The sequence below is a fragment of the Streptomyces sp. NPDC030245 genome (assembly GCF_055572995.1).
On sequence record NZ_JBVICF010000011.1, the window covers coordinates 22824 to 48263 of the forward strand.

Sequence of the window (25440 nt, forward strand, 5' to 3'; positions counted from 1 at the left end):
GTCAGCCGCCGTAACGCCGGTGGCGGGCGGCGTAGTCACGCAGCGCACGCAGGAAGTCGACCTTGCGGAAGGCCGGCCAGAAGACTTCGCAGAAGTAGTACTCCGAGTGAGCGGACTGCCAGAGCATGAATCCGGAGAGTCGCTGCTCGCCGCTGGTCCGGATCACCAGGTCGGGGTCCGGCTGGCCGCTGGTGTAGAGGTGCTTGGAGATCTGGTCGATGTCGACGCTCTCCGCGACCTCCTCCAGCCCCGCGCCCTTGGCCGCGTGCTCCAGGAGCAGCGAGCGGACGGCGTCGGCGATCTCCTGGCGGCCGCCGTAGCCGACGGCGACGTTGACCAGTATTCCCTTGTTGTGGTGGGTCGCCTCTTCGGCTTCCTTCATCACCATCTGGGTGTGGGCAGGCAGCAGGTCGAGCGCGCCGACGTGGTGGACACGCCAGCGGCCGTCCGCGACGAGCGAGCGGACCGTGGCCTCGATGATGCCGAGGAGCGGCTTCAGCTCGTCGTCGGGCCGGTCGAAGTTGTCCGTCGAGAGCATCCACAGCGTGACGACTTCGACGTCCGTCTCGGCGCACCAGCCGAGGAACTCCTCGATCTTGTGTGCGCCCGCCTGGTGGCCCTGTGCGGTGGTCCCGCCCGCCGCCTTCGCCCAGCGGCGGTTGCCGTCCAGGATGACCCCGATGTGCTTGGGCACCTGGTCGTGGTCGAGGCGGCCTTCCACCCGGCGTGCGTAAAGTCCGTACACCAGGTCGCGCAGGTTCACGTGTGTCAGCCTCCAGCAGATGGCGGTCCTCAAGGGGCGCGCCCAGAGCAACCCCGAGGGCGACACCCTACCGCCGCTCGAGCGTCCCTCCACAGTCGGGGCGCGGGCCGCTCAAGTAGTTTCGTGCCCATGAACGACACGTCTACGTATCGCGCGGCAGCGGACCGCTACGACTCGATGGAGTACCGGCGCACGGGCCGCAGCGGTCTGAAGCTGCCCGCCGTCTCGCTCGGCCTCTGGCACAACTTCGGCGACGACAAGGCCCTCGACACGCAGCGCGCGATCCTGCGCCGCGCCTTCGACCTGGGCGTCACCCACTTCGACCTGGCGAACAACTACGGCCCGCCGCCCGGGTCCGCCGAGCTCAACTTCGGCAAGATCTTCGCGCAGGACTTCGCCGCGTACCGCGACGAACTGATCATCTCGACCAAGGCCGGGTACCTCATGCACCCCGGCCCGTACGGCGAGTGGGGCAGCCGCAAGTACCTGCTGTCGTCGCTGGACGCGTCGCTCGCGCGGATGGGTCTCGACTACGTCGACATCTTCTACTCGCACCGCTTCGACCCGGACACCCCGCTGGAAGAGACGATGGGCGCCCTCGCCTCGGCCGTCCAGCAGGGCAAGGCGCTCTACGTGGGCGTCTCCTCGTACAACAGCGAGCAGACCGCCGAAGCGGCCCGCCTGCTGCGGGAGATGGGTGTCCCGGCGCTCATCCACCAGCCGTCGTACTCGATGATCAACCGCTGGACCGAGGAGGACGGTCTCCTCGACACGCTGGAGGCGGCCGGGATGGGCTGCATCTCCTTCGTGCCGCTCGCGCAGGGCCTGCTCACGAACAAGTACCTGAACGGGATTCCGGAGGGTTCGCGGGCGACGCAGGGCAAGTCCCTGGACCCCGAGCTCCTGAGCGACGAGGTCGTGCGCCGGCTCAACGGTCTGAACGACATCGCGGCCGGCCGCGGCCAGTCCCTGGCGCAGCTCGCCCTCAACTGGGTGCTGCGTGATGAGCGCATGACGTCCGCGCTGATCGGTGCCTCCAGCGTCAGGCAGCTGGAGGAGAACGTGGCGGCGCTCGCGGGCCCGAAGTTGACGGACGCCGAACTGACCGCGATCGACACGTTCGCGGTGTCGACGCCCGGCACGAACATCTGGGCCGGCCGGGGCTGACCCGGCGGCGCCCCGGGCCGGACAGTTGTGGCCCGGGGCTGCCCAAGTCAGGCGCGCGGGCGCTTGAACCACGCGCCGGTGGCGCCCTGCGAGAGCAGCACGACGGCGGCGATCGAGCCGAGCAGGGGCAGCAGGCCGCCCGGATTGCCGGCGGCCGCGCCGCCGAGCGTGAACAGGATCTGCACGCTCATCAGGACGATGCAGGTCACGCGTATGCCGTTGCCCGCGGTGTTGAAGCGGAAGGCCATGCCGGCCGCGACCAGGAGGCAGATGTTCGCGCCGAGGGCGGCGCCTCCCGTCTCCGGGTCGGAGAGGGCGATCAGCAGGATGCTGCCGATGACGGTGAGGCCGCCGAGCACCCAGATGACGATCTGCGCGGCGCGGACGACACCCGGCATGCGCGGGGGGCCCATCGGGCCGGGCCCGTATGCCGGGCCGTAGCCCTGGCCGTATCCATATCCGGGTGCGGGGCCGTACCCGGGGGCGGAGCCGTATCCGGGGCCGTAGGCGTGTGCGGGGTCCTGGGCCGGGCCGTTGTAGGTGGGCAGGCCGGACTGCGGGTCGGGCTGGGCGGGGGGCGGTGGGGGGAATTGGTTCGACATGTCCCTGACGATAACGGGATGTCGATCTTCGCTCTCGCCGCGGATCGCGGACCGGCGCGCGGGCACAAAAAACGGGCCGGTCCGTGGGGGGGAGACGGACCGGCCCGAGGGGGGGTTTCCACCATAACCCTTCGTAAGTGCTGCTGGGTGCATCGGCGGGAAACAACTACTCTCCGAGACCGGCCGACGACTGCGCGATCCCGTTCCACCGGCGGAATTCCGGGTTCGAGGGCGTATTTCGGCCGGGCGTGGCGGTACCCCGAGAGAGGGACCCCCGTGAGGTTCACGCGCTTGACGGCGCGGGTGCGGGGCGGGTGACGGCTCGCGGTGCCGCGCGGCCCCCTCCACCGCGCGGCACCGCCCGCGCAGGTTTGCTCACGCGAATTAGCCTTGGTCTGAACTTACGCGACGTTCAGGGGTGGATCGAGCCAGTATTGATAACGATGCGGAATCGCGACTTCTCTTACGGTCCATACGTCACGAAGTGCGACACCTCAGCCGCTCCATGGAGATCTGCCCGAATTACGGGACTACGCCGCGCTGTCCGCCGCGTCGCCGGCGTCGGCCTTGTTCGCGATCACCTGCTGCATGTGCTCGTCGCCCCACAACCCCAGGGGAAGCAGCGCCGCGTTGAGGGACTCGCCGAGTTCGGTCAGTGAGTACTCGACCTTCGGCGGCACCTCGCGGTAGACCTCGCGGTGCACGATGCCGTCGGACTCCAGCTCGCGCAGCTGCTGGATCAGCATCTTCTCGCTGACACCGGCGATATGCCGCCGGAGCTCGCCGAAGCGCAGCGTCCTGCCCGAGTGCAGCGCCCACAGGATCATGGGCTTCCACTTGCCGCCGACGACGTCCACGGCGGCGTCGAGCCCGCAGGCGTACGGCTTACTGTCCTTCGGCACGGCCAACTCCTCTGCTCCGCCCGCTCACTTACCGGTCGACACTCGACAGTACCGGCTTGCGGAGGTCGAAGAGGTGGCGCGTGCTGTGGGCCACGAAGGGCCCCTCCGCCCGGATACGGTCGTGCAGCTCGCGCAGGCGCGGGCGGTACTCCGCCACGGTGAAGCCGGGGACCATCCACACCACCTTGCGCAGGAAGTGGACAACCGCGCCGACGTCGTGGAACTCCATCCGCAGCCGCTCCGCCCGCAGGTCGACGACCTCCAGGCCCGCCGCCTCGGCCTCGGCGCGCTCCAGGTCGGGGTGCCGGGTGTTCCTGACCTCTGCCGGCTGCGGCCCGAGGAAGTACTCGACGACCTCGAAGGCGCTGGCGGGTCCGACGTGCTGGGCGAAGTACGTGCCGCCGGGGCGCAGCACGCGGGCGATCTCGTCGAAGTGGGCCTTGACCGGGTGCCGGCTGGTGACCAGGTCGAAGGCCTCGTCCGCGAACGGCAGCGGCGCGTCCTCGGGCGAGGCGACGACGGCGACGCCGCGCGGGTGCAGCCGGGCGGTGGCCTTGGCGACGTTCGCGGGCCAGCCCTCCGTGGCGACGGCGAGGGGCGGCAGGGTGGCGGCGGAGGCCAGCACCTCGCCGCCGCCGGTCTGGATGTCGAGGCTCGCGGTGGCCTGCGCGAGCCGGTGCGCCATCGCCTCGGCGTACCGCCATGAGGGCCGCGCCTCGGTGGCCCTCCCCTCGAACCAGGAGAAGTCCCACCCTTCGGTGGGCGCGGCCTCGGCTTCGGCGAGGAGGTCGTCGAAGGAACGGGGGGCCTGGCTGTTGTTGCTGCTCATGGGGGCAATAGTGCCGCAGCAGGCGGCTCAGCCGGTGGTTTCGGTCCCCGTCCCGGTCGCGCCGCGTGGGAACGAGACCTCGACGCGGCGGTTCTTCTTGCGGCCCTCCTCCGAGCCGTTGTCCGCGATGGGGTAGTCCTCGCTGTAGCCGCGCACGGAGTAGGTGACCTCGGGGCCGAGGTAGCTCGACAGCCTGTCGTGGACGGCTTCCGCGCGCTCGCGGGAGAGCTTCTTGCCGTGGCCGTAGGACCCGAGGTTGTCCGTGAAGCCGAACACCCGCACGTCGGTGGCCTTCTGCGCCTCGGCCTCCTCCGCGATCGCCTTGATCCGGGCGTTCGCGTCCGGGTTCAGCCTCGCGCTGTCCTTGGGGAACAGGACCTCCGCCTGCAACGCGAACTTCACGTCGGTGTTGGTGTCCTCACGCCGCTCCTCGCCGCCGAGGTCCTCGACGACGGACTTGATGTCCAGCACCTTGGCAGGCGCGAGCGTGGCCCCGTCGGCAAGCTTCAGCCCCGGGCTGTTGGAGTCGACTTCGGGGGGTGGGGAGGTGGTGGTGCTGCCCGGTGGGGCGGTGGGGTCGTCGTCGGCCCAGCTCGGTGCGGGGCCGAGCAGCAGGGCCAGCGCGGTGAGGGTGGCGGTGCCCGCGGTGCCGGCGGTGCGGCGGAGGTGGCGGGTCATGGGTCACTCGCCCTCGGAGATCTCGATGGGGGCGGGGGGCATGGCGCCCACCTGGAAGGTGACCTTGGTGGTTTCTTCGGGCGGGGCGGGGAACTGGGCGAACCAGTCGGCAGTCTGGCCCGGCTTTACGCCGCCTGTGAATTTGGTGCACAGGCAGCGGCCTTCGGTGTCCCTGAGTACGAGGTACTTCTTCTTGCCGTCGTTGTCGATCAGATTCGCACCTGCCACGGACGAGCCGTTCTTGTTCAGCTCTCGTTCTTCGCCGCGCCAGTTGGCGGCCGCCCAGAACCTGCCGCCGTTGTTCGTCACTTTTCCGGAGACCGTCACGAAGCCTCCCTCGTCGCGCACAGCGGACGTGACCGTCAGGGTGATGCTCTCCTCGCCCTTGACTTCGGCCAACACCTCGTCCGTCGCCGGGGCCTCGTCGTCTCCCTTGTCCTTCTCCTCATCGTCTCCGCCCTGCTGGGCGGATGACGTGGGAGAAGACTTCTTCTCGGACTTGTCACCATCACCATCTCCACCGCCGCATCCGGCTACCGTGAAGACCAGCCCAGTCGTGATCGCCACAGCGGTCATTGCCCTGCGGGTCATCGACGTACGCCGAATACTCATTGCTACGGCTTCCTTCTCTCGTCGATCGCTTGTCACTCGGCCAGCTGGACGGAGAACAGCACGGAACCGTCCGGGAGATCGTCCAGTTCGAAGTCGTCCGGATCGATGTCGAAGGATTCACCGCCGTCGCACTCGAACTCCACGGCCTTCTCGGGGTCCGATGACGGGGTGAGGTCACAGCGGGGTTTGATGATCGCGGTGGCGTCGGCCTTCGCGTGCTTGGATTCTGTACCCGGAATGATCGAATCGCCGACGGTGTACAGGGTCTCGATCTCCGCGCGGAAGCCCGGGTAGCCGTTCACTTCGACGGGCGAGACGGTGACGGTCGCGTCGTTGTCGGCAGCCAGCGCCTCCGCCGCGCCCTGGGCTCCACCCCCGATGAAGTTGTCGCCCGCCAGCCAGTCCAGCCAGTCGTCACCCTCACCGATGGACAGCCCCAGCCCGTCCACGAGTTCATCCCTGGCATCTTGGGCTGCCGCCAGCGCAGAGGCGTCGGCAGCGGTCTGCGCGCCGTTTCGCGCGGATGCGGCCTGAGCGAAGGCAAAGAACGCGAGTGCAACAAAGAGCAGAATCCCCGTCAACCAGATGTAGATAGGGAGTGTCTGCCCTCCGTCATCGCGGAAAAGACCGCGCCTCAGCCGCCGACCACGTCCGAAACCGCGTCCTGAATCGCTCCGGAGATCTGGCCGTCGAGACCCAAGCCGTCGATCAGGACGAAGATCCCCGCAATAAGAATCATCAACCCCGCATACTCCACAAACCCCGCCCCCGCATCCCGCTCCCGCCCCCGAACCCGGGACGCCACGGAAACCGTCCAGTAGACCCAGACATTGAGCACGCGTTCCTTCAGCACGACGGACCCTTCTCTCCCACCCGATACCGCGCCCTTTGTGGTCAGAGGCAACGTACGCCACACGGCGTGCTTCGGCAGCAACTCTGCGCGACGTATGCGGTAACCGGGGTGCCGGGACCGCAAGTTGGCGGGTTCTCTTCCCCCTCGGTGAGATCACCATGCACGAAGTCCCCTCCCGCGAACCGTGAACTCAGAACTGACTGTCCCACATCGAGTTGCAGCCGCGAAGGCCTTTCGCGAACATTCGTCTCAACGCCCAAGAATCGAACCGAAGTCGGAACCCGAGCCGAGGAACATTCCCGAGGCGATCAGGATCATCGTGGCCGGGAGCATGAAGACCAGCGTCACCATCGTCGCCTTGGGGATCGTCTTCGCCGCCCTGCGGCGGGAGTTCTGCGCGTCCGTGCGGCGCATGTCCGTCGCGATCTGGATCAGCGTGTCAGCGATCGGGGAGCCCAGCTCCTCGCCCTGCTGGAGGGCGGAGACGAACTGGGCCACCTGCTCGGACGCGTTGCGGCGGCGCAGCTCGTCGAAGGCCTGGCGGCGGCTGACGCCCATGTCCATCTGGCGGAGCGTGATGCGCAGCTCGTCCGCCCACGGCCCCTCGTACCGCTCCGCCACGCGGTCCAGCGCCTGGCGGAAGCCGAGGCCCGCCGAGACGACGACCGCGAGGACGTCGAGGAAGTCGGGCAGGGTGCGGTCGATGACCTCGCGGCGTTCGCGGATCGCCTGCCAGATCAGCGCGTCCGCCGCCACCGCCCCGAAGGCCAGGGTGAGCAGGCCGAAGAGCGGCGAGCCGTTCACGAAGAACACCAGGCCGAGGACGAGGCCGAAGACGCCGTAGACGGCCCGCCGCGCCGCGTAGCGGTCTATCGTGAGGCCGCCCGGGTTGCCCGCCATGTCGATCCTGCGGCGTTTGGCGTCGACGCGCTTCGGGCCCATGACGCGCAGGACCAGGGGCGCGAAGCGCATGCCCAGGCGGTCCACCGCCGAGCCCGCCGCCGAGACGCGGGTCGCGCCGACCTCCAGGGCCACGGCCAGGTCGGAGGGGAGCTTCGCGTCCGCGCGGTACATGCGGATGCCCTGGCAGACTCCGGCCACGGCGAGGCCCATCGCCACCGCCAGCAGCAAGCCCAGCAACGTAATTCCCTCCTCGGCTTCTCTCGGACTTCCTTCAGACTTCGATTTTTCCCAGGCGTCGGATCACGAAGAATCCGACGCCGTACAGGCCCAGCGAGATCAGGATCAGCGTCTGACCCAGGGGTGAGCCGGTCACGCGCTCCAGCGCCCCCTCGTTCGAGGAGTTGATGAGGAGCAGGGAGCCGAGGCCGAGCAGCGGGACCGTGAACGCCGTCGCGTGGACCTCCGACAGCATCGTGCGGACCTCGCGGCGCGTCTCCTTCCTGTCCTCCAGGGTCTGCGTGAGGTTGCGCAGGGAGTTGACCACCGTGCCGCCCGCCTTGTTGGAGAGGACGAGGGTGGTGACCAGGACGATCAGCTCGCGGGACGGGAGGCGTTCCGCCAGTTCGCCGAGTGTGTCGTCGATGGAGCGGCCCAGCGTCAACTGGTCGGCGACGTGCGAGAGTTCCTCGCCCGCCGGTGCTTCCAGTTCCTCCGCCGCCATCGCCAGCGACGTGCGCAGGGCCAGGCCCGCCGCCGTCGCGTTGGCCAGGATGCGGGCCACGTCCGGGAGCTGGTTGATGAACGCCTCGATGCGTTTCTGGCGCTGCCAGTTGAGGAACGCCGTCGCGCCCCACACCGCGACGACGCCCGCGATCGGGCCGAAGAAGGGGGCGAGGGTCGCGGCCGCTATCAGCCAGAGCGCGGCGACCACCGCGACGACGTACGTGAAGAACTCGCCCGCCGTCAGGTCGAGCCCCGTCGAGGACAGCCGCAGGTGGATCGATCTGCCCAGGCGGGTCCGGCGCAGTCTGCGGTCGACGGCGGCGAAGCGGCGGGCGCGGCCGGGCGGGCCGCCGTCCCCCGTGCCGGGGCCGAGCGCGAGCCGGTCGACGAGGGCCTGGCGCTGGGCGCGGCCCGACGCGTACGTGTGGACGCCCGCGACCGCGAGCGTGCCGGTCAGGAGCGTGGCACCGAGGGCGAGGAGTGCGGGGTCGGTCATCCGATCGCGTCCCTTGCGTCCAGTACGTCGATGGCCTCCGCCACGCCGAACGCCGGCGGCACCGGTTCGTTCGCGACGTACAGCTTGTCGGCGATCTCGCGCGGCAGCGGCAGGTGTTCGAAGTGGCCGTGCACGATGCGGTCGGCGCCGAGCGGGTAGGGCACGAAGCGGGTGACCGGCACGATGCGGAACTGCTGGCGCCCGCGCGAGACGAGCAGCACGATCTCGGCGACCTTGCGGGAGCCGTCGCCGTGCCGGGCGAGCTGGATGACCACGTCGACGGCCGAGTTGATCTGGTCCTTCAGGGCCTCGAAGGGGATCTGGACCTCCGACATGGAGCCGAGGGTCTGGAGGCGCATCAGGGCGTCCTCCGCCGTGTTGGCGTGGACGGTGGCGAGCGAGCCGTCGTGGCCCGTCGACATCGCCTGGAGCATGTCGAGGGTCTCGCCACCGCGCACCTCGCCGACGATGATGCGGTCGGGGCGCATGCGGAGGCTGTTGCGGACGAGGTCGCGGATGGTGATGTGGCCCTTGCCCTCGACGTTGGGCGGCCGGGATTCGAGGCGGATCACGTGCTCCTGCTGGAGCTGGAGCTCCGCCGAGTCCTCGATGGTGATGATGCGCTCGTGGGCCGGGATCAGTCCGGAGAGCGCGTTGAGGAGCGTGGTCTTGCCGGTGCCGGTGCCGCCGCTGACGATGAGGTTGAAGCGGGCCCGCACGAACGCGGCGAGCAGCATCAGCATGTGCTCGTCGAGCGATCCGAGGCCGATGAGCTCGGGGAGCGTGTAGGCGCGCGGGAAGCGGCGGATCGTGAGGGTGGCGCCGGTCAGGGCGAGCGGCGGGATGATCACGTTGACGCGCTCGCCGGTGGGCAGGCGTGCGTCGACCATGGGGTTCGACTCGTCGACGCGGCGGTTGACCGTCGAGACGATGCGTTCGATGGTCTGCATCAGCTGTTCGGCGGAGGCGAAGCGGAGGGGGAGCTGTTCCACCCGTCCTGCGCGCTCGACGAAGATCGAGTCGGGGCCGTTCACCATGATCTCGGTGATGGAGGTGTCGGCGAGGAGCGGTTCCAGTACGCCGAGTCCGAGGGCCTCGTCGACGACGCGGCGGATCAGCTGGGCGCGCTCGGAGGTGGAGAGGACGGGGCCCTCGCGGCTGATGATGTGGCCGAGGACGCGCTCCAGGCGGACGCGGCGGTCCGCCGCCGCGAGCGACGACATCTCGGCGAGGTCGATCTCCTCCAGGAGCTTGGAGCGGTAGACGGCGACGAGGCCGTCGTCGCGGCTCGGCTCGGTCTGGCGGGTGGGGGCCACGCGGTCGCGCAGGCTCATGGCGTCCTTCAACCTCCTTGTCGTGTACGCGGGTTCAGCCGGTGTCGGCGTCGGCGGCGTCGTCGTCGTTCGGCATCGTGGCCTCCTTCGTGACGCTCCAGTCCGTGTCCACGAAGGGCAGCAGCGTCGGGACCTGGACCTCCACGGTGGCCGTCGTGGTCGCGCCGCCCCGGCTGACGCCGATGGAGGAGGTCAGGCCGCCGTCCATGGCCGCCGCCCCCGCCGCCTCGCCCGACTCGCCCTGCGAGGCCGCGCGGGCCGCCGCGCGGGCGCCGGAGCCGGCCTGGTTGGCCGCGTAGCCGACGAGGCCGAGCTGGATCGCGGCGAGGCCGATGAGCAAGAGGATCGGCAGGAATCCGGCGAACTCCAGCATGGACACCCCCCGGTCGCCCCAACAGCGCCGGTTGGGCGCCCTCTTGCCCGCACCCGGCACCGGGGGCTGTGCCCACCCGTTCCGCCGTGCGGAACGCCTGCCCACAGCGGTGATCACCCGTCCTCCCCCTCCTTCGCCGCCCCCGCCTCCCCGCGAACCTCCCAGCCCGCGTCGAAGCCCGGGAAGAAGACGGGTACGTCCACCGAGACGCGGGCCTTCCACACCGCGCCCTCGTCCGTGCAGGACACGGACGCGCCCTGCCAGGCGTCGGGCAGGTGTTCCCGGGCCGCCGCGGAACAGGCGCCCGCCGCGCCCTCCCCCGCCGCGTACGCCGCCGTGGCGGCCCGCGCCGCCTCGTCCGCCGCGTTCCCCGCGAGGGAGTACGTGTAGCCGTACAGCGCGCACTGCCAGAGGATCGCCATGACGGCGAGCAGCAGGGGGAACATCCCGGCGAATTCGAGGGTGACCGCGCCCCGGTCGCCGCCCGCCGCCTTTCGGCGCAAGGACAGGGCGCCCCGTCTGCCGGCTGCGGACGGCTCCGGCTCGATCAGGCCGAGTTCGCCCGCGAGGCCCCACAGGGCCTGTTTCACCGTGGAGCGGCTGTCGAGGTCCTGCATGCGGCCCGCGTCGACGGCGGCCTGAAGTTCCTTGAAGCCCGCGGGCACGGTGGAGCGGGCCGTCCGGGTGCCGGTGACGCGTTCGACGAGGGAGGGCTGGATGTCGGTGCCCTTGCCGTGCCGGTTGACGACGGTGACGGTCTCCTCGGCCTTGCGGATCTGGAGGCGGTCCCAGAGGCGCACCATGCGCTTGGCGGCGCGGACGGCGACCACGTCGGGGGTGACGAGCAGCAGGGCCTGGTCGGCGAGTTCGACGGCGGTGGCGTTGGCGCCGGTGACGTAGGCGCCGCAGTCGACGACCACGACGTCGTAGCGGGCGCGGAGGGCGCCGATGGTCTGGCGGGCGACGCGGTCGGTGACCTCCTCGCCGCGCTCGCCGTCGGCGGGCGCGAGGAGGAGGCCGATGCCGGTCTCGTGGGTGTAGACGGCGTCCTGGAGGACGCGGGGGGTGATGTCGGTGATGGCGGCGAGGTCGGCGATCGAGCGCCGGAACTGCACGTCGAGGTAGGAGGCGACGTCCCCGGACTGGAGGTCGAGGTCGAGGAGGGCGACGGAGCGGCCGGAGGCGGCGGTGGCGAGGGCGAGCTGGACGGCCGTCACGGTGGTTCCGACGCCGCCCTTGGCGCCGCTGACCGCGACGACGGTGCCGGTGCCGGGGCCGGTGCCCGCGTACAGTTCCAGGCCGCCGTTGCCGTTGCCGAGGTGGCGCCGCATGCCGGTGGACCAGGAGGCGGCGGCCTGGACGCGTTCGGCGAGGCCGTCGTAGGCGAGCGGGAGGCCGACGATGCCGCGCGCCCCGGAGTCCATAGCGGCGGTGAGGAGTCCGGGGCTGGTGTCGGCGGTGATCAGGACGACGCCGACCGCCGGGAAGCGCAGGACGAGGTCCCGGATCAGGTCGAGGGCGGGGACGGGTCCGATCCGCTCGTGGACGAGGACGACCTCGGGCAGTTCGTCGACGGACTCGGCGGCGAGCCGCGCGAGGGTGTCGAGCAGCGCCGTGGAGTCGGCGACGGGCGGCGCGGGTTCGGTGTCGGGCAGCTGTCCGGTCAGGGCGGAGAGCGCGCGGGCCGCGTCGATGTCGCCGACGGCCGGGAGGATCCGAGTGGTCATCCGTGACCTCCTACTTGTCCTCGTCGAGGGTGTACGTCCGGTCCCGCGGCGGCACCGTCGCGTCGCCGCCCGCGCCGACCAGGGCGAGCCGGACGTGCGTGGCGAACGACTCGGCGTACGCGACGCGCTGCGCGTCCGCCGTGCCGAGGGCGAAGGTGATGGGCACCGCCTCCGTGGCCCTGCGGCGCGTGCGGTCGTCCTGGTCGGGTTCGAGCGGGGTGAGCTTGCCGACGTCGAGCACCTTGGCGCCCTCCACGATGACTTTGGACTGGTCCTTCGCCTTGTCGGTCTCGCCCTTGAAGGTGGCGTAGATGTTGACCTTCGAGCCCGGTGTGATCTTGCCTGCGACGCCGGTCGCCGCGTCGATCATGATGGCGATCTCCTGCTGCCCCGGGCCGAGTTCGGGCCGCCCGACGATCATGTCGGACTGGAGCAGCGAGCCCTTGCGCAGCTGGGTGACGGCGATCTTGCCGCGGATCTGGCCCAGGTCCGTGACCGCGTTGTCGGACAGCCACCGCTCGGGCATCTCGACCTTCTCGAACTGGTCGGCGGTCAGCTCCTTGTAGGGCGCGATGTCCCCCTTGAGCTTGTACGCGGGCACCTCGGGGCCGACCTTCGAGTTGGCGTCGCGGATCACCGAGAGGACGCCCGCGAACGCGCCGACCGCGCACAGGACCGACAGGATCAGCAGGATGACACCGCGGCGCTGGCGAGAGTTCATGGGCCGGACTACCTCGATCGAATGCGGTTGGCTACGGACAGTGAGCGGGGTGGCGCACGTGCGGTCGTCGGTCGCGTACGAGGTGCGGGGTCGGTCGGTCCTGGCCTAGGTGGCGCCGCGCGGCAGGGCGGTGGTGCCGTGCGCGGGGGTGCGCTGCGCGGGGCGTTCGGAGGGCGGTGGCAGCGGGGCCGCGCAGAACACGCAGCGGTCGCCGATGAGTTCGAGTCCGCACCAGTGGCAGTCGTCGCGGCGGACGGACGACACCAGTTGGTAGAGGACGGAGATGTCGGGGATGGCGGCGGCGAACTCGACGAGTCTGCCGGTGGCCCACCAGCGCGCGGACTCGCCGGGCAGCCGGGCCTCGGTGACCTCCTGGGAGTGCCAGGCGGGGGCGAGGGTGTCGGTCACCCAGCCGGGCGCCAGCTTGCCGGGGGCGTAGAGCAGCCGCGTGGCGAATCCCGGCCCCGGCAGGTCCGCCCCGTCGCCGCCCGACACCTTCGTCAGCTCGGGCCGCGGTGTGGCGAGGACCGCGAACTGGGCGCCCGGGAGCCAGGACTTGGCGTGCGACTGGAGGCTGACGGGCACCCGGTCGAGCTTGGCGACGGAGCCGAGCAGGGCGCCGGCGTAGATGTAGTGGGAGAGGAGGCGGGCGGCGGAGGCCAGGACGCCCGGACTGAAGTCACAGATCGACAACTGCCGCAGCTGGAGGGCGAGTACGGCGAGTGCGAGCGGGGGCAGGTCGGAGCGGACGACGGCGATGCGGTCGCTCTCCAGGACCGAGCGGACCGCGTGCAGGCGCTGGTGGACGGACGCGGGCGCGGAGGACGGGCAGAGGACGATCACGTATCCGTGGTGCTCGATGAGGGTGTGCATCTCGGTGAGCGCCTGATCGAGCGAGTACGCGCGCGGGGACCGCACGGCCGACTGGAGGACGGCGGCCGACGGGGTGTGCCGGTCGGGCGACGGCAGCACGAGGTCGGGTCCGGTGACGGCTATGGCGGTCGGCAACGCGTACACCCCCGGTCCTCGTGCACTTCTGCCTCAGCACCATATCCACGTCATGGGTGCCTCAACACCCAACTTCCCACTGTTCATGAGTTAGAAGAAGCTGCCCCAGTCCTGGTCGGTGATCTGCTTGACGCACAGGATCAGGAAGAGCAGACCGGCGATGGTCAGCATGCCGTTGCTGAGCCAGCCGTTGCGCCACTCCCGCGGCGTGCGCGTGGAGTTGAGGAGCCAGACCAGGGTGAGCGCGAGGAAGGGCATGAAGGCCGCGCCCAGGACGCCGTAGATGATGATGAGGCGGAACGGCTGCCCCTGGAAGAGCAGGATCATCGGCGGGAACGTCAGCCACAGCAGGTACGCGCGGAACGGCACGGACTTCTCGTGGCTGCCGGACGCGACTTCCTCGCCGGTCAGCGCCTGGTCCCCGGCGCCGACGCGCTGCTTGCGGTAGCGCTCCACGAAGTCCGCGAACATCAGGCTGACGCCGTGCCACACGCCGATCAGGGAGGTGAACGAGGTGGCGAAGAAGCCGACGAGGAACAGCTTGGCGGTGGCGTTCCCGTACTCCTTCTCCAGGATGTCGGAGAGCTGGACGAGTCCCTTGTCGCCACTGGCGATGGCGACGTTGGCCGAGTGGAGGAGCTCGGCGCCGACGAAGAGCATGGAGACGACGAAGACGCCGGTGGTGATGTACGCGACGCGGTTGTCGAGCCGCATCACTTTCATCCAGCCGGTGTTCGTCCAGCCCTTGGCGTTGACCCAGTAGCCGTACGCGGCGAGGGTGATGGTGCCGCCGACGCCGCCGATCAGGCCGAGCGTGTTGAGGACCGAGTCCTTCTCGTCGGGCAGGACGGGCAGCAGGCCCGCGAAGGCGTCGCCGAGGTGCGGGGTGACGCGGACGGCGAGGTAGACGGTGACGACGAACATGATGCCGACGAGCACCGTCATGACCTTCTCGAAGACGGCGTACTTGTTGAACCAGACGAAGACCAGGCCGACGAGCCCGGTGAGGATGCCCCACCACTTGAGCTCCATGACGTCGGGGAAGAGCGCCTGGAGTGGCAGCCCGGACGACGACATGGCGGCGGCCCCGTAGACGTACCCCCAGATCACGACGTAGACGACGAAGAACCACGTCGTCCAGCGGCCGAGGCTCGCCCAGCCGTCGAAGAGGGTGCGGCCGGTGGCCAGGTGCCAGCGTCCCGCCGCCTCGGCGAGCGAGATCTTGACGACGCAGCCGATGACGGCGGCCCACAGCAGCGTGTAGCCGAAGTTGCTGCCCGCGATCAGGGTCGCCACGAGGTCGCCCGCGCCGACGCCGGTCGCCGCGACGACGATGCCGGGACCGATGTACTTCCAGCTCGACTTGCGCGGCCGCGGTGCCGCGTCGCCCGTGCCGGTGGCGCTGCCTGTGGTTTCAGCCATGCGATCAAGAAAGCGCATGGACGGCCGGGGCACAAGGGGTCGGTACGCGGCCGTGCTCCTCTGCGGTTCCGCGCCCGCGGTGCGCGCGCCCCGCACGGATTGGCCAAAGACAGCGTTGACGGGGGCATGCCACGCGCGCACGATGGGCCCGCGCGTCACCCCGCACGCCATGCCGCACGACGCACCCGTACGTCGCACGCGTACGACGCACCCGTACGTCGCGCCCGTATCCGCACCCGCACAGCGCTCCCGCACGTCGCACCCCGACGTGGCGCCCCGCACGTCGCACTGAACAACCCCCCCACCCCTGAGGAGACTTCATGCGACTCCGCATACGCGGCAGGAGATCCGCCGCCCTCGCGGCCCTGCTCGCCCTCGCCCTCGCGGCGCCCCTCTCCGCCAACGCCTCGTCGGGCGAGGCAGGCCCGGCGCCCCGCAGCGCGGCCACCGTCGCCGACGAGGAAACGCGCCAGTACCAGATCCCGCTGCGCGACGACCGTGCCGCGCGCACCGCGCTCGCCCGCACCGGCGTCACGATCGACGAAGTCGACGCCCACGCGGTGGTCGTCTCGGCGGACGCCACCGAGGCCGCGGCGCTGCGGAAGGCCGGCTACGAGCTGAAGCCGCTGGCCGGGCCACCGAAGCGGACGAACGGTGATCCGGTGGAGGCCAAGGACTTCCCGCCCGCCGACTCGCGCTACCACAACTACGCGGAGATGACCGCGGCGATCGACCAGCGCGTCGCGGCCCACCCGAACCTCATGAGCAAGCGGGTCATCGGCAAGTCCTACCAGGGCCGGGACATCGTCGCCATCAAGATCAGCGACAACGTCGGCACCGACGAGGCCGAGCCCGAGGTCCTCTTCACCCACCACCAGCACGCCCGCGAGCACCTGACGGTGGAGATGGCGCTCTATCTGCTGCGCGAGCTGGGCGACGACTACGCCACCGACGCCCGGGTCAAGAAGATGGTCGACGAGCGCGAGATCTGGATCGTGCCGGACCTGAACCCGGACGGCGGCGAGTACGACATCGCGTCCGGCTCCTACCGCAGCTGGCGCAAGAACCGCCAGCCCAACGCCGGTTCGTCGAACGTCGGCACCGACATGAACCGCAACTGGGCCTACCGCTGGGGCTGCTGCGGCGGCTCCTCCGGCAGCACGGGGTCCGAGACCTACCGCGGCCCGAGCGCCGAGTCGGCCCCCGAGGTGAAGGTCGTCTCCAACTTCGTCCGCAGCCGCGTCGTCGGCGGCAAGCAGCAGATCAGGGCCGCCATCGACTTCCACACGTACAGCGAGCTCGTCCTGTGGCCGTACGGCTACACCTACAGCGACACCGGCCCCGGCCTCACCCAGGACGACCGCGACGCGCACGCCGCCGTCGGCCGCAAGATGGCCGCGAGCAACGGCTACACGCCCCAGCAGTCCAGCGACCTCTACATCACGGACGGGTCGATCAACGACTGGCTGTGGGGCAGCCAGAAGATCTTCAGCTACACCTTCGAGATGTATCCGTCGTCCGCCGGCGGCGGCGGTTTCTACCCGCCCGACGAGGTGATCGAGCGCGAGACGTCCCGCAACCGCGACGCGGTCCTGCAACTCCTGGAGAACTCGGACTGCATGTACCGCTCGATCGGCAAGGAACAGCAGTACTGCACGGGCTGACACTTACGGCCCACCGGAGTCCCCGGAGGCTTCGGTGGGCCGGTGTCGTTGATGGGTACCGGGGCCGCCCGGTTTTTGCGGAGTGTGGCGGTTCCGGGCCGGCAGTAAAGGGCGCTCCGCTGCGCTGCGCGTCGGCTGCGCCGATTCCGCTTCGCTCCACCCTTGACTCCCGTCCCTCCACCGCACGTTGACTTCGACCCGGACGGCCAGGGGTGGGGCCGACGGAAACTCTGGGTGGGGCCCTCCCCTCTCGTCGCCGGGTGCGGACCGGCCCAACGTGCGCCGACGTCACGATCGGGCCTCGGCCCCCGGCTTCGCCGCTCGGGTCATCGGCTTTCGCGGCCGGGTGCGGACCGGCCCAACGTGGGCGGCGGCTCGGGCACCTACTTTGGAAAAGTAGTGAACCAGGAGGTCGCGCGCCCCCCATTCACATGCGATGCGCCGCCAGGCCGAAGGGCGAGGCCGGGAGGGAGAGGCTGCCGTCCGGCCGAAGAGCGAGGCCGGGAGGGAGAGGCTGCCGCCCGGGGACCTACTTTGGGGAAGTTGCGAATGCGTGTGCCGCACGCCCCCCCGAACGGCCAATACGCCCCCCCAACCAAGCGGCCCCGCCGCCCCCCAACCCCACCCCTGAGCGGCTGTGCGCGACGGCGTGCGGGGCGTGGCAGGGGGCGCGCACCCATCCCATTCACAACTTTCCCAAAGTAGGTGCCCGCCCGGCAGCCCCCACTGTCCGACGGCACCCCAACCACGCCGGGCACGCCACGTTGAGCCGGTCCGTACCCGGCGGCGAGAGCCGATGACCCGAGCAGCCAAGCCGGGAGCCGGGAGGCCGAGCCCCGACCGTGACGTCGACCCACGATGGACCGGGCCGCACCCGGCAGCGAAAGGGGATGACCCGACAGACAGTACCCGTCGGCCCCACCCCTGGCCGTCCGGGTCGAAGTCAACGTGCGGTGGAGGGACGGGAGTCAAGGGTGGAGCGAAGCGGAATCGGCGCAGCCGACGCGACCGCAGGGAGCGCCCTTTACTGCCGGCCCGGAACCGCCACACTCCGCAAAAACCGGGCGGCCCCGGTAACCATCCAAGGCACGGGCCCACCGAAGTCCCCGCCCCGCGCCCTCCCTCAGCCGGGCGTCCCGTACGTCACGCCCCCTCCGTACGGCACCGTCGCCCACATCCGCGTACCGCCACCCGGCTCCCGCGCCTCCCCGAAACCCCAGTCGCCCTCGCACGCCCGCGCCACGCAGGCGAGCAGCCTCAGCGCCGCCCGGCGGCGGGCGTCGCAGGCGGCGGCGAGGCGGGGGTGCGTGTGGCGGGGGTGGCCGTCGTAAACGATGACGCGGAGCGTGCCGTCGCGGAAGCGGAGGGAGAGGTACACCTCGGGCGTCGCGTTGAACGTGCAGGCCACGGCGGTCAGTTCGGCGACCGCCTGAGTCGCCGGGTCCACCAGCGCGGCCAACCCGTGCGCGGTGAGCACGGTGCGGGTGAGGGCGCGGGCGATCGTCGGCGACGTGAGGGCGGAGGGCAGGGTGAGGCTGTACGCGAGGGTGTCGGGGGTGGGGGCGGAGGCGTCGCCCCGGGCGGGGCAGGCGGTGATCCCGTCGGGCGGGGAGGCGGTCGTGGGCATGGCGAACTCCCTTGGCGTTGCGTGAGATTGACTGACGTTGAGCGTTGGACTGACTTGGCCGCCGGTGGCTCGTCTCCCTGACGCGGACCCACCCTCTCCCAGGGAAGGAGATCGAGGCCAGGTCCACGTGATGCACTGCCGGTAGCTTCGGCGTGTGACTGGTGCGTTACCCAACGTACCGACAGTGGGGCCTAATTTGGCACTCTTCAGTGAAAGTTGCGCCTAACGTGGTCCGGTCGCACACGCGCACGGCAGACTGCGGGGACCGCATGCGGAAGGAACGGCATGGCAGCGAGAACCTCACCCACGGAGCGCCAGAAGCGGCTGGGCGCCGAAGTCCGGAGGATGCGTACGTCGGCAGGGGTCTCCGCCGAGTACGCGGCCGGGCTGCTCGGTGTGGACCGGGGCAAGATCTCCCACATCGAGTCCGGGGTGCGCGCCATCAGCCCGGAGCGGCTGCGCACATTGGCCTGCAATTGCGAGTGCCGGGACAACGCGTACGTCGACGCGCTGGTGGAGATGGCCCAGCTGGGGCAGAAGGGCTGGTGGGACAAGTACCGGGGGACGCTCCCGCAAGGGCTGCTGGACATCGCGGAGTTGGAGGCACATGCCGTGCGCATGCGTGCCGCCTACTCCGTGCACATCCCCGGCCTGCTCCAGACGTCGGACCACGCCCTGGCGCTGTTCCGTGTCGTGATCCCTGAACTGCCGCCGCACGAGGTCGCTCTACGACTGGCCCATCGCGTGGAACGTCAGCAGGTTCTGGAGGGGGACGGCGCACCGGAGTTCGTAGCCCTGGTCCACGAAGCGGCGCTGCGCATGCAATTCGGCGGCCGGGATGTGGCGCGTGCGCAACTCGAACACCTACTGAAGAAGTCCGAGCAGGCCAATGTGACGCTCCTGGTCATCCCGTTCGAAGCGGGTGCCTTCCCCGGCGCCGGGCAGACGGTGCTGTACGCGGAGGGCCCCGTACCGCGACTCGACACCGTACAGGTCGACAGCTCCCACGGGCCCGACTTCCTCCATGCCGAAGGACAGTTGGCGAAGTACCGAGCGCACTTGGACTGGATGGAGAACATCGCACTCTCCTCCGAGGACTCACACAGGTTCATCCGCACCATCGCAGGCCAAATCTGAGGAGACGTTCCAATGCCCGACATCAATTGGGAAGACCCCTTCTGCGGCGAGGGAAACTCCTGCTTCCGCATAGGCACCGACGCGACCGGCAACGCCTACATCGCCGTCGCAGGCCAAGAAGACAACCCCCTCACCGACACCCGCGAAGCCCTCCGCACCCTCATCCGGGACATCAAGGCAGGCAAGGCCGACCACCTCCTGTGACAACGGACTGACGACGCATCGACGGGGTGCCCGGCGATCCGCCGGGCACCCCGTCCACGTACCAGAAGCCGCTACACGAACAGGCTGACCAGCGCGGCCACCGCGAAGCCCGCCACCGACAGGACCGACTCCAGCACGGTCCACGTCTTCAGCGTGTCCCGCTCACTGATGCCGAAGTACTTGGCGACCATCCAGAAACCGCCGTCGTTGACGTGCGAGGCGAAGATGGAGCCCGCCGAGATCGCCATGATGACCAGGGCGACGAACGCCTGCGAGTGGTCGCCCTCGGCGAGGAGCGGGGCGACGATGCCGGCCGTCGTGACGATCGCGACCGTCGCCGAGCCCTGGGCGACGCGCAGGACCAGGGAGAGCAGGTAGGCGAGGACGATGATGGGCAGGCCCACGTCCTGGAAGGTGTCCGAGAGGGCCTTGGCGACGCCGCTCGCCTTGAGGACCGCGCCGAAGATCCCGCCGGCGCCGACCACGAGCAGGATGTTGCCGACCGGCTTGAGGGACGCGGTCGACACCGTCTCCAGGGACTTGCGGGACCAGCCGCGCCGGATGCCCAGCAGGTAGTACGCCATCAGGAGCGCGATCGTCAGCGCCACGAACGGGCTGCCGAAGAACTCGATCACCGAGCGGAACGTCGAGGGATCGAAGGCGATCGAGGAGAACGTCGCGAGGAGGATCAGGAACAGGGGCGTGCCGATGATCGCGAAGACGATGCCCAGCGGCACCGGCTTCTCGCGCGGCTCGACACCGGCGGCGCGCTGCTCGGCGACGACCGCCGCCTTCGCCTCCTCGGCGGCCTCGACCATGTCCTGCGGCACGGGTACGAAGATGCGCTTGCCGATCCACGCGGAGAACGCCCAGGCGGCGACCACCGCGGGGAGGCCGCAGACGATGCCCATCAGGATGACCCAGCCGAGGTCCACCTTCAGCAGACCGGCGGCGGCCACCGGGCCGGGGTGCGGGGGCAGGAACGCGTGGGTCATGGAGAGACCCGCGAGCAGGGGGAGGCAGTAGAGAAGGATCGACTTGCCGCTGCGCTTGGCGGCGGCGTAGACGATCGGCGCGAGGACGAAGATGCCGACGTCGAAGAAGACGGGGATGCCGAAGATCAGACCCGTCAGACCCATGGCCAGGGGGGCGCGCTTCTCGCCGAAGAGGCCGAGCAGGCGGGAGGCGAGCACCTCGGCGCCGCCGGAGACCTCCAGGATCGCGCCGAGCATCGTGCCGAGGCCGATGATGATCGCCACGTGCCCGAGGATGCCGCCCATGCCCGACTCGATGACCGAGACGGCGTCGGACTTCTGGACGGTGCCGAAGAGTTCGGTGACGGAGAGGCCGGCCGCGAGGCCGACGGCTATGGAGACCGCGAGGAGCGCCACGAAGGGCTGCAACCTGACCTTGATGATCAGGAAGAGCAGGAGCAGGATGCCGAGCGCGGCGACGGTGAGCAGGCCCGCCGTGCCGTCGATCAGGGCGAGGAGACCGCCGGTGTGCGGTGGTGCCTCGGCGGCGGGGGCGGCCGCGAGCACGGCGGTGTGGGACGGGGACATCGTTGACCTCGTAAGTGCATGGGGCTTTCGAGCAGGGGGGATCGCGGCACGGCGCCTCGTGCGGGTGAGGCGCCGTGCCGTGACGACGTACGGCTTGCTGGGTGGTGATGCGGGTCAGCTCAGGACGGCGAGCGCGTCGATCTCGATGAGCAGGCCCTTGGGCAGACCCACGTAGACGGTGGTGCGCGCCGAGGCGGGGGCCTTCAGGCCCTGCTCCTCGAAGTACGCGTTGTAGATCTCGTTCATCTCCGCGAAGTGGTCCACGTCCGTGAGGTAGACGCGCATCATCATCACGTCGTCCCAGGTGGCGCCGCCCTCTTCGAGGATCGCCTTGACGTTGGCGAACGTCTGGAGGGTCTGCTCGCGCAGGGTCGGGCCCGCGGGGGTGGGGGCCTTGCCCTCCTCGGCGGGGAGGAAGCCGACCTGACCGGCGACCTGGAGGATGTTGCCCTTCTTCACGCCGTGGGAGAACTTCGCGGGCGGGGTGGTGTGGGTGGCCGGGGTGAGTGCGGTCTTCTCGGTCATTCGCTGATCAGGCTTCCTTGTGAGGGACGGTTTTCGCATCGGGGGCAGCGCCGGAGTACTCCCGGCTGATGGCGTCCGCCGTGCGGCGCACCAGCGGGAGGAGGGTGAGGAGTTCCTCGGCGGTGACGACCACGTTCGGCGCGGAGACCGACATGGCGGCGACGACACGCCCGTCCGCGCCGCGGATGGGGGCCCCGATGCAGTTGATGGACTCCTCGTGGCCACCGAGGTCGGTGGCCCAGCCCTGTTCGCGCACCTTGTCCAGCTCCCGGAGGAACGCGGCGGCGTTGGGTGTCGAACGGGACGTGTAGGTGGGGTAGTCGAGCTTCTCCGCGATCGCGCGGCGCTCGGCTTCCGGGAAGTCGGAGAGCAGCAGTTTCGCCACGGCGGCGACGGTGATGGCCACCGGCTTGCCGATGCGGGAGTACATCCGCACCGGATAGCGGCTCTCGACCTTGTCGATGTACAGCACCTCCTGCTCCTCGTACACGGCGAGGTGGACCGTGTGGCCGCACTTCTCGTTGAGGGCGAGGAGGTGGGGGTGGGCGATCTCGCGCACGTCGAGGTTCTCGACGGCCTCCTGGGCGAGCGCGAACAGGCGCGCGCCGAGGCGGTAACGCTGGTCGGTCTGGCGGAAGACGAGACCGTGTTCGTGGAGGGTGCGCAGGAGCCGGAGCGCCGTGGACTTGTGGACGCCGAGCCGGTCGGCGACCTGGCCCAGGTCGGCGGGGCCCTCGGCGAGCAGCGGCAGGATCGAGAGCGCGCGGTCGACGGTCTGGCTCATGGGTTACGTACCTCCTCGTCGGCCTCGGTCCGTGCCGGGGCGTGATCCGTCCAGCCGGGGCCGAGACGAAGTGTCTCCCAGGCGGCGTCGTCCAGGGCGGCGAGGCGGTCGGCGTGTGCGCGGGCGGGCGGCCGGGCCAGGTCGCCGGGGACGGTGAGCGTGGCGGCGGCCATCAGGTGGCCGTGGCGCAGTCGGTGCGCGGCGGGCAGCCCGCGCAGGGTGGCGGAGAGGAAGCCGGCGGCGAAGGCGTCACCGGCGCCGACGGGTGCGACGACGTCCACGCGCAGGGCGGCCTGGAAGACGGGGTCCTCGCCGCGCCGGAAGACGGTCGCGCCGCGGCTGCCCTGCTTGACGACGAGCGTGGCGGGCTCGGGCAGGGCGGCGCGGATCGCGTCGGGGCCGCCGGTCACGCCCCAGGCCGTCGCGGCCTCGTCCTCGCCGACGAAGACGAGGTCGGCGCCGCGGGCGAGGTCGAGCAGGACGGCGGGCCCTTCCGGGGCGCCCTGCCACAGTCCCGGGCGGTGGTTGACGTCGAAGGAGACGAGGGGGCCGCGGTCGGGGCGCCGGGCGCAGAGGTGGCGTACGAGACGCAGGCAGTCGGCGGAGAGCGCGGGCGTGATGCCCGACAGGTGCAGGATGCGGGCCGCGGTGAGGGCGTCCTGGTCGACGGAGGCCGGCGACATGGCGGAGGCGGCGGAGCCCGCGCGGTAGTAGACGACCTCGTGGGTGTCGGTGTCGCGGTCGTCGGCGGTGCGGAAGTAGATGCCGGTGGGGCGGTGCGGGTCGCGGCCCACGGCGGAGGTGTCCACTCCGAAGCGGGCGACCGTCTCGACGAGGTGGTCGCCGAAGCCGTCGGTGCCGACGCGGCTGACCCAGCGGGTGGTGTGCCCGGCGGCGGCGAGCGCGCACAGGACGTTGGACTCGGCGCCGCCGATCCCGCGGTCGAAGGAGGGCACGTCGGCGAGGCGGCCGGGCCGTGCGGGCAGGAAGGTGACCATGGACTCGCCGAGCGCCACGACGTCCACTGCTGCCTGTGCGGTCACTGTCTTCCAGCCCCTCAACCGACTCTCCGGATCCGTTGACCCGGCGTTGGCTCGGATGTTAGACAGCAGTAAGCGACATACGCAATGACTGTTGCACATGCTGCAACGCACCTCTGGAGGAGGCGCCCATGGCCGCCGACGACGCCGTCGACACCGCCCTCGAAACCGCCGGCGACCGGTCCGCCGACGCGCTGGCCGCGCTCGCGGACGAGCGGGTCGACCACCGCTTCAAGGGGCTGCCGCCGGACGCGGCGGGCCTCACCGTCGGCGAGCTCGCGGCCCAGCGCAGGAACCTCTTCACCGGCGGCTTCACCACCCCGGTCCTCGCGCTCTCCGCCGAGCGCCTGGAGCACAACCTCGCCCTCATGGAGACGTACGCCGAGCGCCACGGCCTCGCCTTCGCGCCGCACGGCAAGACGTCCATGGCCCCCCAGCTCTTCGCCCGACAGATGGAGCGCGGCGCCTGGGGCATCACGCTCGCGGTCCCCCACCAGGTGCGCGTGGCACGGGCGTTCGGCATCGCACGGATCTTCCTGGCCAACGAACTCGTCGACGCGGCCGCGCTGCGGTGGATCGCGGGCGAGCTCGACGCCGACCCCTCCTTCCGCTTCATCTGTTACGTCGACTCCGTACGCGGCGTCGAACTGATGCACGCCGCGCTCGGCGAGGCGGGCGCGAGCCGCCCGGTGGACGTGGTGATCGAGCTGGCCGCGGGCGACGGGGCGCGCACCGGCGTGCGGACCGAGGCGGAGTGCTTCGACATCGCCAACGCCGTCGCCGCCGCGGACACGCTGCGGCTCGTCGGCGTCGCCGGGTACGAGGGCGAGGTGCCGGAGGCGTCGACCGGGACGGTCACGGCGTGGCTGCGCCGGCTCGTCGCGCTCCTCGTCGACCTCGACGAGGCGGGGCGGTTCGCGGACCTGCCGGAGGTCGTGGTCAGTGCGGGCGGCAGCGCGTGGTTCGACGCGGTGGCGTCGGTCTTCGCGGAGATCCCCGAACTGTCGGTGCCCGTCCTGAAGTTGCTCCGCTCCGGCGCGTACGTCTCCCATGACGACGGCCACTACCGGCATCTCACGCCCTTCAACCGCGTCCCGGAGGAGGGTGCGCTGGAGCCCGCCTTCCGCCTCTGGGCGCAGGTCGTGTCGCGGCCCTCCGCGGAGCAGGCGTTCCTCAACGCGGGCAAGCGGGATGCGGCGTACGACCTCGACCTGCCCGTGGCGCAGGTCGTCCGCCGGGACGGCGTGGAGCGGCCCGCGACCGGGGTCACCGTCACCGGCCTCTCCGACCAGCACGGGTGGCTGCGCACCTCGCCGGAGGCGGAGCTCGCCGTGGGCGACTGGGTCGGCATGGGCCTTTCGCACCCGTGCACGGTGTTCGACAAGTGGCAGTTGATTCCCGTGGTGGAGGGGGATGGGGCGGTCGTGTCCTACATCCGCACGCTCTTCTGACCGGGGGGTCTTGGGCGGGTGTACTGCCCCGCCGCTTCGCGGCGGATACGGCTCGGGGGTCCCCTCCCGGCCGTGGGTGGCGCCCCTGTCCCGCCGCTTCGCGGCGGATACGGCTCGGGGTCCCCTCCCGGCCGTGGTGGGTGGCGTTCCTGTCCCGCCGCTTCGCGGCGGATACCTCCCACCCACCCACCCGTTCACCCCGCACCGCAGAGCCCGAGTAGGAACCACCACTCGCCGCCGACGGCGAGCAAGCCCCGCGAGGCCCGCCGCTCCGCGGCGGATACCTCCCACCCACCCACCCGTTCACCCCGCACCGCAAAGCGGGAGTAGGAA

At 70.6% G+C, this 25440-nt stretch carries 26 protein-coding genes; 5 read left to right on the top strand and 21 right to left on the bottom strand.

From position 1 onward, the window contains the following. Window position 1: 1 nt before the first annotated feature. The gene (locus ACZ4Z4_RS27220) at window positions 2-763 is read right to left on the bottom strand and encodes an isoprenyl transferase (protein WP_468332622.1); all 762 of its coding nucleotides are present in this window, start codon (window positions 761-763) and stop codon (window positions 2-4) included. A 129-nt stretch (window positions 764-892) separates the two neighbouring features. On the opposite strand from ACZ4Z4_RS27220, the gene mgrA reads away from it, so the two are divergent. Beyond that, window positions 893-1930: an L-glyceraldehyde 3-phosphate reductase gene (mgrA, locus tag ACZ4Z4_RS27225; protein ID WP_468332624.1), complete on the top strand. Its 1038-nt coding sequence runs from the start codon at window positions 893-895 to the stop codon at window positions 1928-1930. A gap of 47 nt (window positions 1931-1977) precedes the next feature. Here mgrA and ACZ4Z4_RS27230 read toward each other — a convergent pair whose 3' ends face one another. The 15 genes from ACZ4Z4_RS27230 to ACZ4Z4_RS27300 form a co-directional block, all read right to left on the bottom strand. After that, complete coding sequence (locus ACZ4Z4_RS27230) at window positions 1978-2532, bottom strand: hypothetical protein (protein ID WP_468332626.1); 555 nt, start codon at window positions 2530-2532, stop codon at window positions 1978-1980. Between the two features lie 530 nt (window positions 2533-3062). Continuing rightward, window positions 3063-3434 (bottom strand): winged helix-turn-helix transcriptional regulator, encoded by a 372-nt coding sequence (locus tag ACZ4Z4_RS27235; RefSeq protein WP_468332630.1) that lies wholly within the window; start codon window positions 3432-3434, stop codon window positions 3063-3065. Between the two features lie 28 nt (window positions 3435-3462). Further along, window positions 3463-4263, bottom strand: a complete 801-nt coding sequence (locus ACZ4Z4_RS27240; RefSeq protein ID WP_468332633.1) for a class I SAM-dependent methyltransferase — start codon at window positions 4261-4263, stop codon at window positions 3463-3465. A gap of 27 nt (window positions 4264-4290) precedes the next feature. After that, window positions 4291-4941 carry an OmpA family protein gene (locus tag ACZ4Z4_RS27245; protein WP_468332637.1) on the bottom strand — a complete coding sequence of 217 codons (651 nt, stop codon included), beginning with the start codon at window positions 4939-4941 and terminating at the stop codon, window positions 4291-4293. Between the two features lie 3 nt (window positions 4942-4944). Further along, entirely contained in the window at window positions 4945-5553 is a 609-nt protein-coding gene (locus ACZ4Z4_RS27250) for a hypothetical protein (protein ID WP_468332640.1), read from the bottom strand. 32 nt (window positions 5554-5585) lie between these two features. Next, window positions 5586-6134 (bottom strand): pilus assembly protein TadG-related protein, encoded by a 549-nt coding sequence (locus ACZ4Z4_RS27255; protein ID WP_468332643.1) that lies wholly within the window; start codon window positions 6132-6134, stop codon window positions 5586-5588. Between the two features lie 53 nt (window positions 6135-6187). Next, the gene (locus tag ACZ4Z4_RS27260) at window positions 6188-6406 is read right to left on the bottom strand and encodes a hypothetical protein (protein WP_362996249.1); all 219 of its coding nucleotides are present in this window, start codon (window positions 6404-6406) and stop codon (window positions 6188-6190) included. A gap of 249 nt (window positions 6407-6655) precedes the next feature. After that, a complete protein-coding gene (locus tag ACZ4Z4_RS27265) occupies window positions 6656-7546 on the bottom strand; it encodes a DUF5936 domain-containing protein (RefSeq protein ID WP_468332646.1) in 891 nt (296 codons plus the stop codon). A 34-nt stretch (window positions 7547-7580) separates the two neighbouring features. Next, window positions 7581-8528 carry a type II secretion system F family protein gene (locus ACZ4Z4_RS27270; protein WP_468332649.1) on the bottom strand — a complete coding sequence of 316 codons (948 nt, stop codon included), beginning with the start codon at window positions 8526-8528 and terminating at the stop codon, window positions 7581-7583. Beyond that, window positions 8525-9862 (bottom strand): CpaF family protein, encoded by a 1338-nt coding sequence (locus ACZ4Z4_RS27275; protein WP_468332652.1) that lies wholly within the window; start codon window positions 9860-9862, stop codon window positions 8525-8527. Before ACZ4Z4_RS27275 ends, ACZ4Z4_RS27270 begins: the two co-directional genes overlap by 4 nt. Window positions 9863-9896: 34 nt before the next feature. Further along, entirely contained in the window at window positions 9897-10235 is a 339-nt protein-coding gene (locus ACZ4Z4_RS27280) for a TadE/TadG family type IV pilus assembly protein (RefSeq protein WP_468332655.1), read from the bottom strand. A 113-nt stretch (window positions 10236-10348) separates the two neighbouring features. After that, on the bottom strand, window positions 10349-11962 hold the full coding sequence (locus ACZ4Z4_RS27285; RefSeq protein ID WP_468332658.1) for an AAA family ATPase: 1614 nt from the start codon (window positions 11960-11962) through the stop codon (window positions 10349-10351). Window positions 11963-11972: 10 nt separating this feature from the next. Further along, window positions 11973-12683, bottom strand: a complete 711-nt coding sequence (gene cpaB / locus ACZ4Z4_RS27290) for a Flp pilus assembly protein CpaB (RefSeq protein ID WP_398300693.1) — start codon at window positions 12681-12683, stop codon at window positions 11973-11975. Window positions 12684-12788: 105 nt separating this feature from the next. After that, on the bottom strand, window positions 12789-13700 hold the full coding sequence (locus ACZ4Z4_RS27295; protein ID WP_468332661.1) for a hypothetical protein: 912 nt from the start codon (window positions 13698-13700) through the stop codon (window positions 12789-12791). Between the two features lie 81 nt (window positions 13701-13781). Further along, complete coding sequence (locus ACZ4Z4_RS27300) at window positions 13782-15113, bottom strand: Nramp family divalent metal transporter (protein WP_468332664.1); 1332 nt, start codon at window positions 15111-15113, stop codon at window positions 13782-13784. A 320-nt stretch (window positions 15114-15433) separates the two neighbouring features. On the opposite strand from ACZ4Z4_RS27300, the gene ACZ4Z4_RS27305 reads away from it, so the two are divergent. Then, entirely contained in the window at window positions 15434-16777 is a 1344-nt protein-coding gene (locus ACZ4Z4_RS27305) for a M14 family metallopeptidase (RefSeq protein ID WP_468332667.1), read from the top strand. Window positions 16778-17900: 1123 nt separating this feature from the next. On the opposite strand, the gene ACZ4Z4_RS27310 is transcribed toward ACZ4Z4_RS27305, so the two are convergent. Further along, window positions 17901-18404: an ATP-binding protein gene (locus ACZ4Z4_RS27310; RefSeq protein WP_468332670.1), complete on the bottom strand. Its 504-nt coding sequence runs from the start codon at window positions 18402-18404 to the stop codon at window positions 17901-17903. A gap of 285 nt (window positions 18405-18689) precedes the next feature. Between ACZ4Z4_RS27310 and ACZ4Z4_RS27315 the strand changes: the two genes are divergently transcribed. Then, complete coding sequence (locus ACZ4Z4_RS27315; protein WP_468332673.1) at window positions 18690-19541, top strand: helix-turn-helix domain-containing protein; 852 nt, start codon at window positions 18690-18692, stop codon at window positions 19539-19541. A gap of 12 nt (window positions 19542-19553) precedes the next feature. Continuing rightward, window positions 19554-19745, top strand: a complete 192-nt coding sequence (locus ACZ4Z4_RS27320) for a hypothetical protein (protein ID WP_468332676.1) — start codon at window positions 19554-19556, stop codon at window positions 19743-19745. A gap of 71 nt (window positions 19746-19816) precedes the next feature. Here ACZ4Z4_RS27320 and ACZ4Z4_RS27325 read toward each other — a convergent pair whose 3' ends face one another. The 4 genes from ACZ4Z4_RS27325 to ACZ4Z4_RS27340 form a co-directional block, all read right to left on the bottom strand. Then, entirely contained in the window at window positions 19817-21307 is a 1491-nt protein-coding gene (locus ACZ4Z4_RS27325) for a GntP family permease (RefSeq protein ID WP_468332679.1), read from the bottom strand. Window positions 21308-21421: 114 nt separating this feature from the next. Beyond that, window positions 21422-21832 carry a RidA family protein gene (locus ACZ4Z4_RS27330; RefSeq protein WP_361055398.1) on the bottom strand — a complete coding sequence of 137 codons (411 nt, stop codon included), beginning with the start codon at window positions 21830-21832 and terminating at the stop codon, window positions 21422-21424. A 7-nt stretch (window positions 21833-21839) separates the two neighbouring features. Beyond that, window positions 21840-22616 carry an IclR family transcriptional regulator gene (locus ACZ4Z4_RS27335; RefSeq protein ID WP_468332682.1) on the bottom strand — a complete coding sequence of 259 codons (777 nt, stop codon included), beginning with the start codon at window positions 22614-22616 and terminating at the stop codon, window positions 21840-21842. Continuing rightward, window positions 22613-23758 (bottom strand): sugar kinase, encoded by a 1146-nt coding sequence (locus ACZ4Z4_RS27340; protein WP_468332685.1) that lies wholly within the window; start codon window positions 23756-23758, stop codon window positions 22613-22615. The genes ACZ4Z4_RS27335 and ACZ4Z4_RS27340 overlap by 4 nt, the downstream gene beginning before the upstream one ends. Window positions 23759-23787: 29 nt before the next feature. On the opposite strand from ACZ4Z4_RS27340, the gene ACZ4Z4_RS27345 reads away from it, so the two are divergent. Further along, a complete protein-coding gene (locus ACZ4Z4_RS27345; protein WP_468332688.1) occupies window positions 23788-25107 on the top strand; it encodes an amino acid deaminase in 1320 nt (439 codons plus the stop codon). The last annotated feature ends 333 nt before the right edge of the window (window positions 25108-25440 follow it).

Coding starts and splice junctions, on each gene's coding strand:
- mgrA (WP_468332624.1), top strand. CDS start 893: ATGAACGACACGTCTACGTATCGCGCGGCAGCGGACCGCTACGACTCG.
- ACZ4Z4_RS27230 (WP_468332626.1), bottom strand. CDS start 2,532: ATGTCGAACCAATTCCCCCCACCGCCCCCCGCCCAGCCCGACCCGCAG.
- ACZ4Z4_RS27240 (WP_468332633.1), bottom strand. CDS start 4,263: ATGAGCAGCAACAACAGCCAGGCCCCCCGTTCCTTCGACGACCTCCTC.
- ACZ4Z4_RS27245 (WP_468332637.1), bottom strand. CDS start 4,941: ATGACCCGCCACCTCCGCCGCACCGCCGGCACCGCGGGCACCGCCACC.
- ACZ4Z4_RS27250 (WP_468332640.1), bottom strand. CDS start 5,553: ATGAGTATTCGGCGTACGTCGATGACCCGCAGGGCAATGACCGCTGTG.
- ACZ4Z4_RS27270 (WP_468332649.1), bottom strand. CDS start 8,528: ATGACCGACCCCGCACTCCTCGCCCTCGGTGCCACGCTCCTGACCGGC.
- ACZ4Z4_RS27275 (WP_468332652.1), bottom strand. CDS start 9,862: ATGAGCCTGCGCGACCGCGTGGCCCCCACCCGCCAGACCGAGCCGAGC.
- ACZ4Z4_RS27280 (WP_468332655.1), bottom strand. CDS start 10,235: ATGCTGGAGTTCGCCGGATTCCTGCCGATCCTCTTGCTCATCGGCCTC.
- ACZ4Z4_RS27285 (WP_468332658.1), bottom strand. CDS start 11,962: ATGACCACTCGGATCCTCCCGGCCGTCGGCGACATCGACGCGGCCCGC.
- cpaB (WP_398300693.1), bottom strand. CDS start 12,683: ATGAACTCTCGCCAGCGCCGCGGTGTCATCCTGCTGATCCTGTCGGTC.
- ACZ4Z4_RS27300 (WP_468332664.1), bottom strand. CDS start 15,113: ATGGCTGAAACCACAGGCAGCGCCACCGGCACGGGCGACGCGGCACCG.
- ACZ4Z4_RS27305 (WP_468332667.1), top strand. CDS start 15,434: ATGCGACTCCGCATACGCGGCAGGAGATCCGCCGCCCTCGCGGCCCTG.
- ACZ4Z4_RS27310 (WP_468332670.1), bottom strand. CDS start 18,404: ATGCCCACGACCGCCTCCCCGCCCGACGGGATCACCGCCTGCCCCGCC.
- ACZ4Z4_RS27315 (WP_468332673.1), top strand. CDS start 18,690: ATGGCAGCGAGAACCTCACCCACGGAGCGCCAGAAGCGGCTGGGCGCC.
- ACZ4Z4_RS27320 (WP_468332676.1), top strand. CDS start 19,554: ATGCCCGACATCAATTGGGAAGACCCCTTCTGCGGCGAGGGAAACTCC.
- ACZ4Z4_RS27325 (WP_468332679.1), bottom strand. CDS start 21,307: ATGTCCCCGTCCCACACCGCCGTGCTCGCGGCCGCCCCCGCCGCCGAG.
- ACZ4Z4_RS27330 (WP_361055398.1), bottom strand. CDS start 21,832: ATGACCGAGAAGACCGCACTCACCCCGGCCACCCACACCACCCCGCCC.
- ACZ4Z4_RS27335 (WP_468332682.1), bottom strand. CDS start 22,616: ATGAGCCAGACCGTCGACCGCGCGCTCTCGATCCTGCCGCTGCTCGCC.
- ACZ4Z4_RS27340 (WP_468332685.1), bottom strand. CDS start 23,758: ATGTGCAACAGTCATTGCGTATGTCGCTTACTGCTGTCTAACATCCGA.
- ACZ4Z4_RS27345 (WP_468332688.1), top strand. CDS start 23,788: ATGGCCGCCGACGACGCCGTCGACACCGCCCTCGAAACCGCCGGCGAC.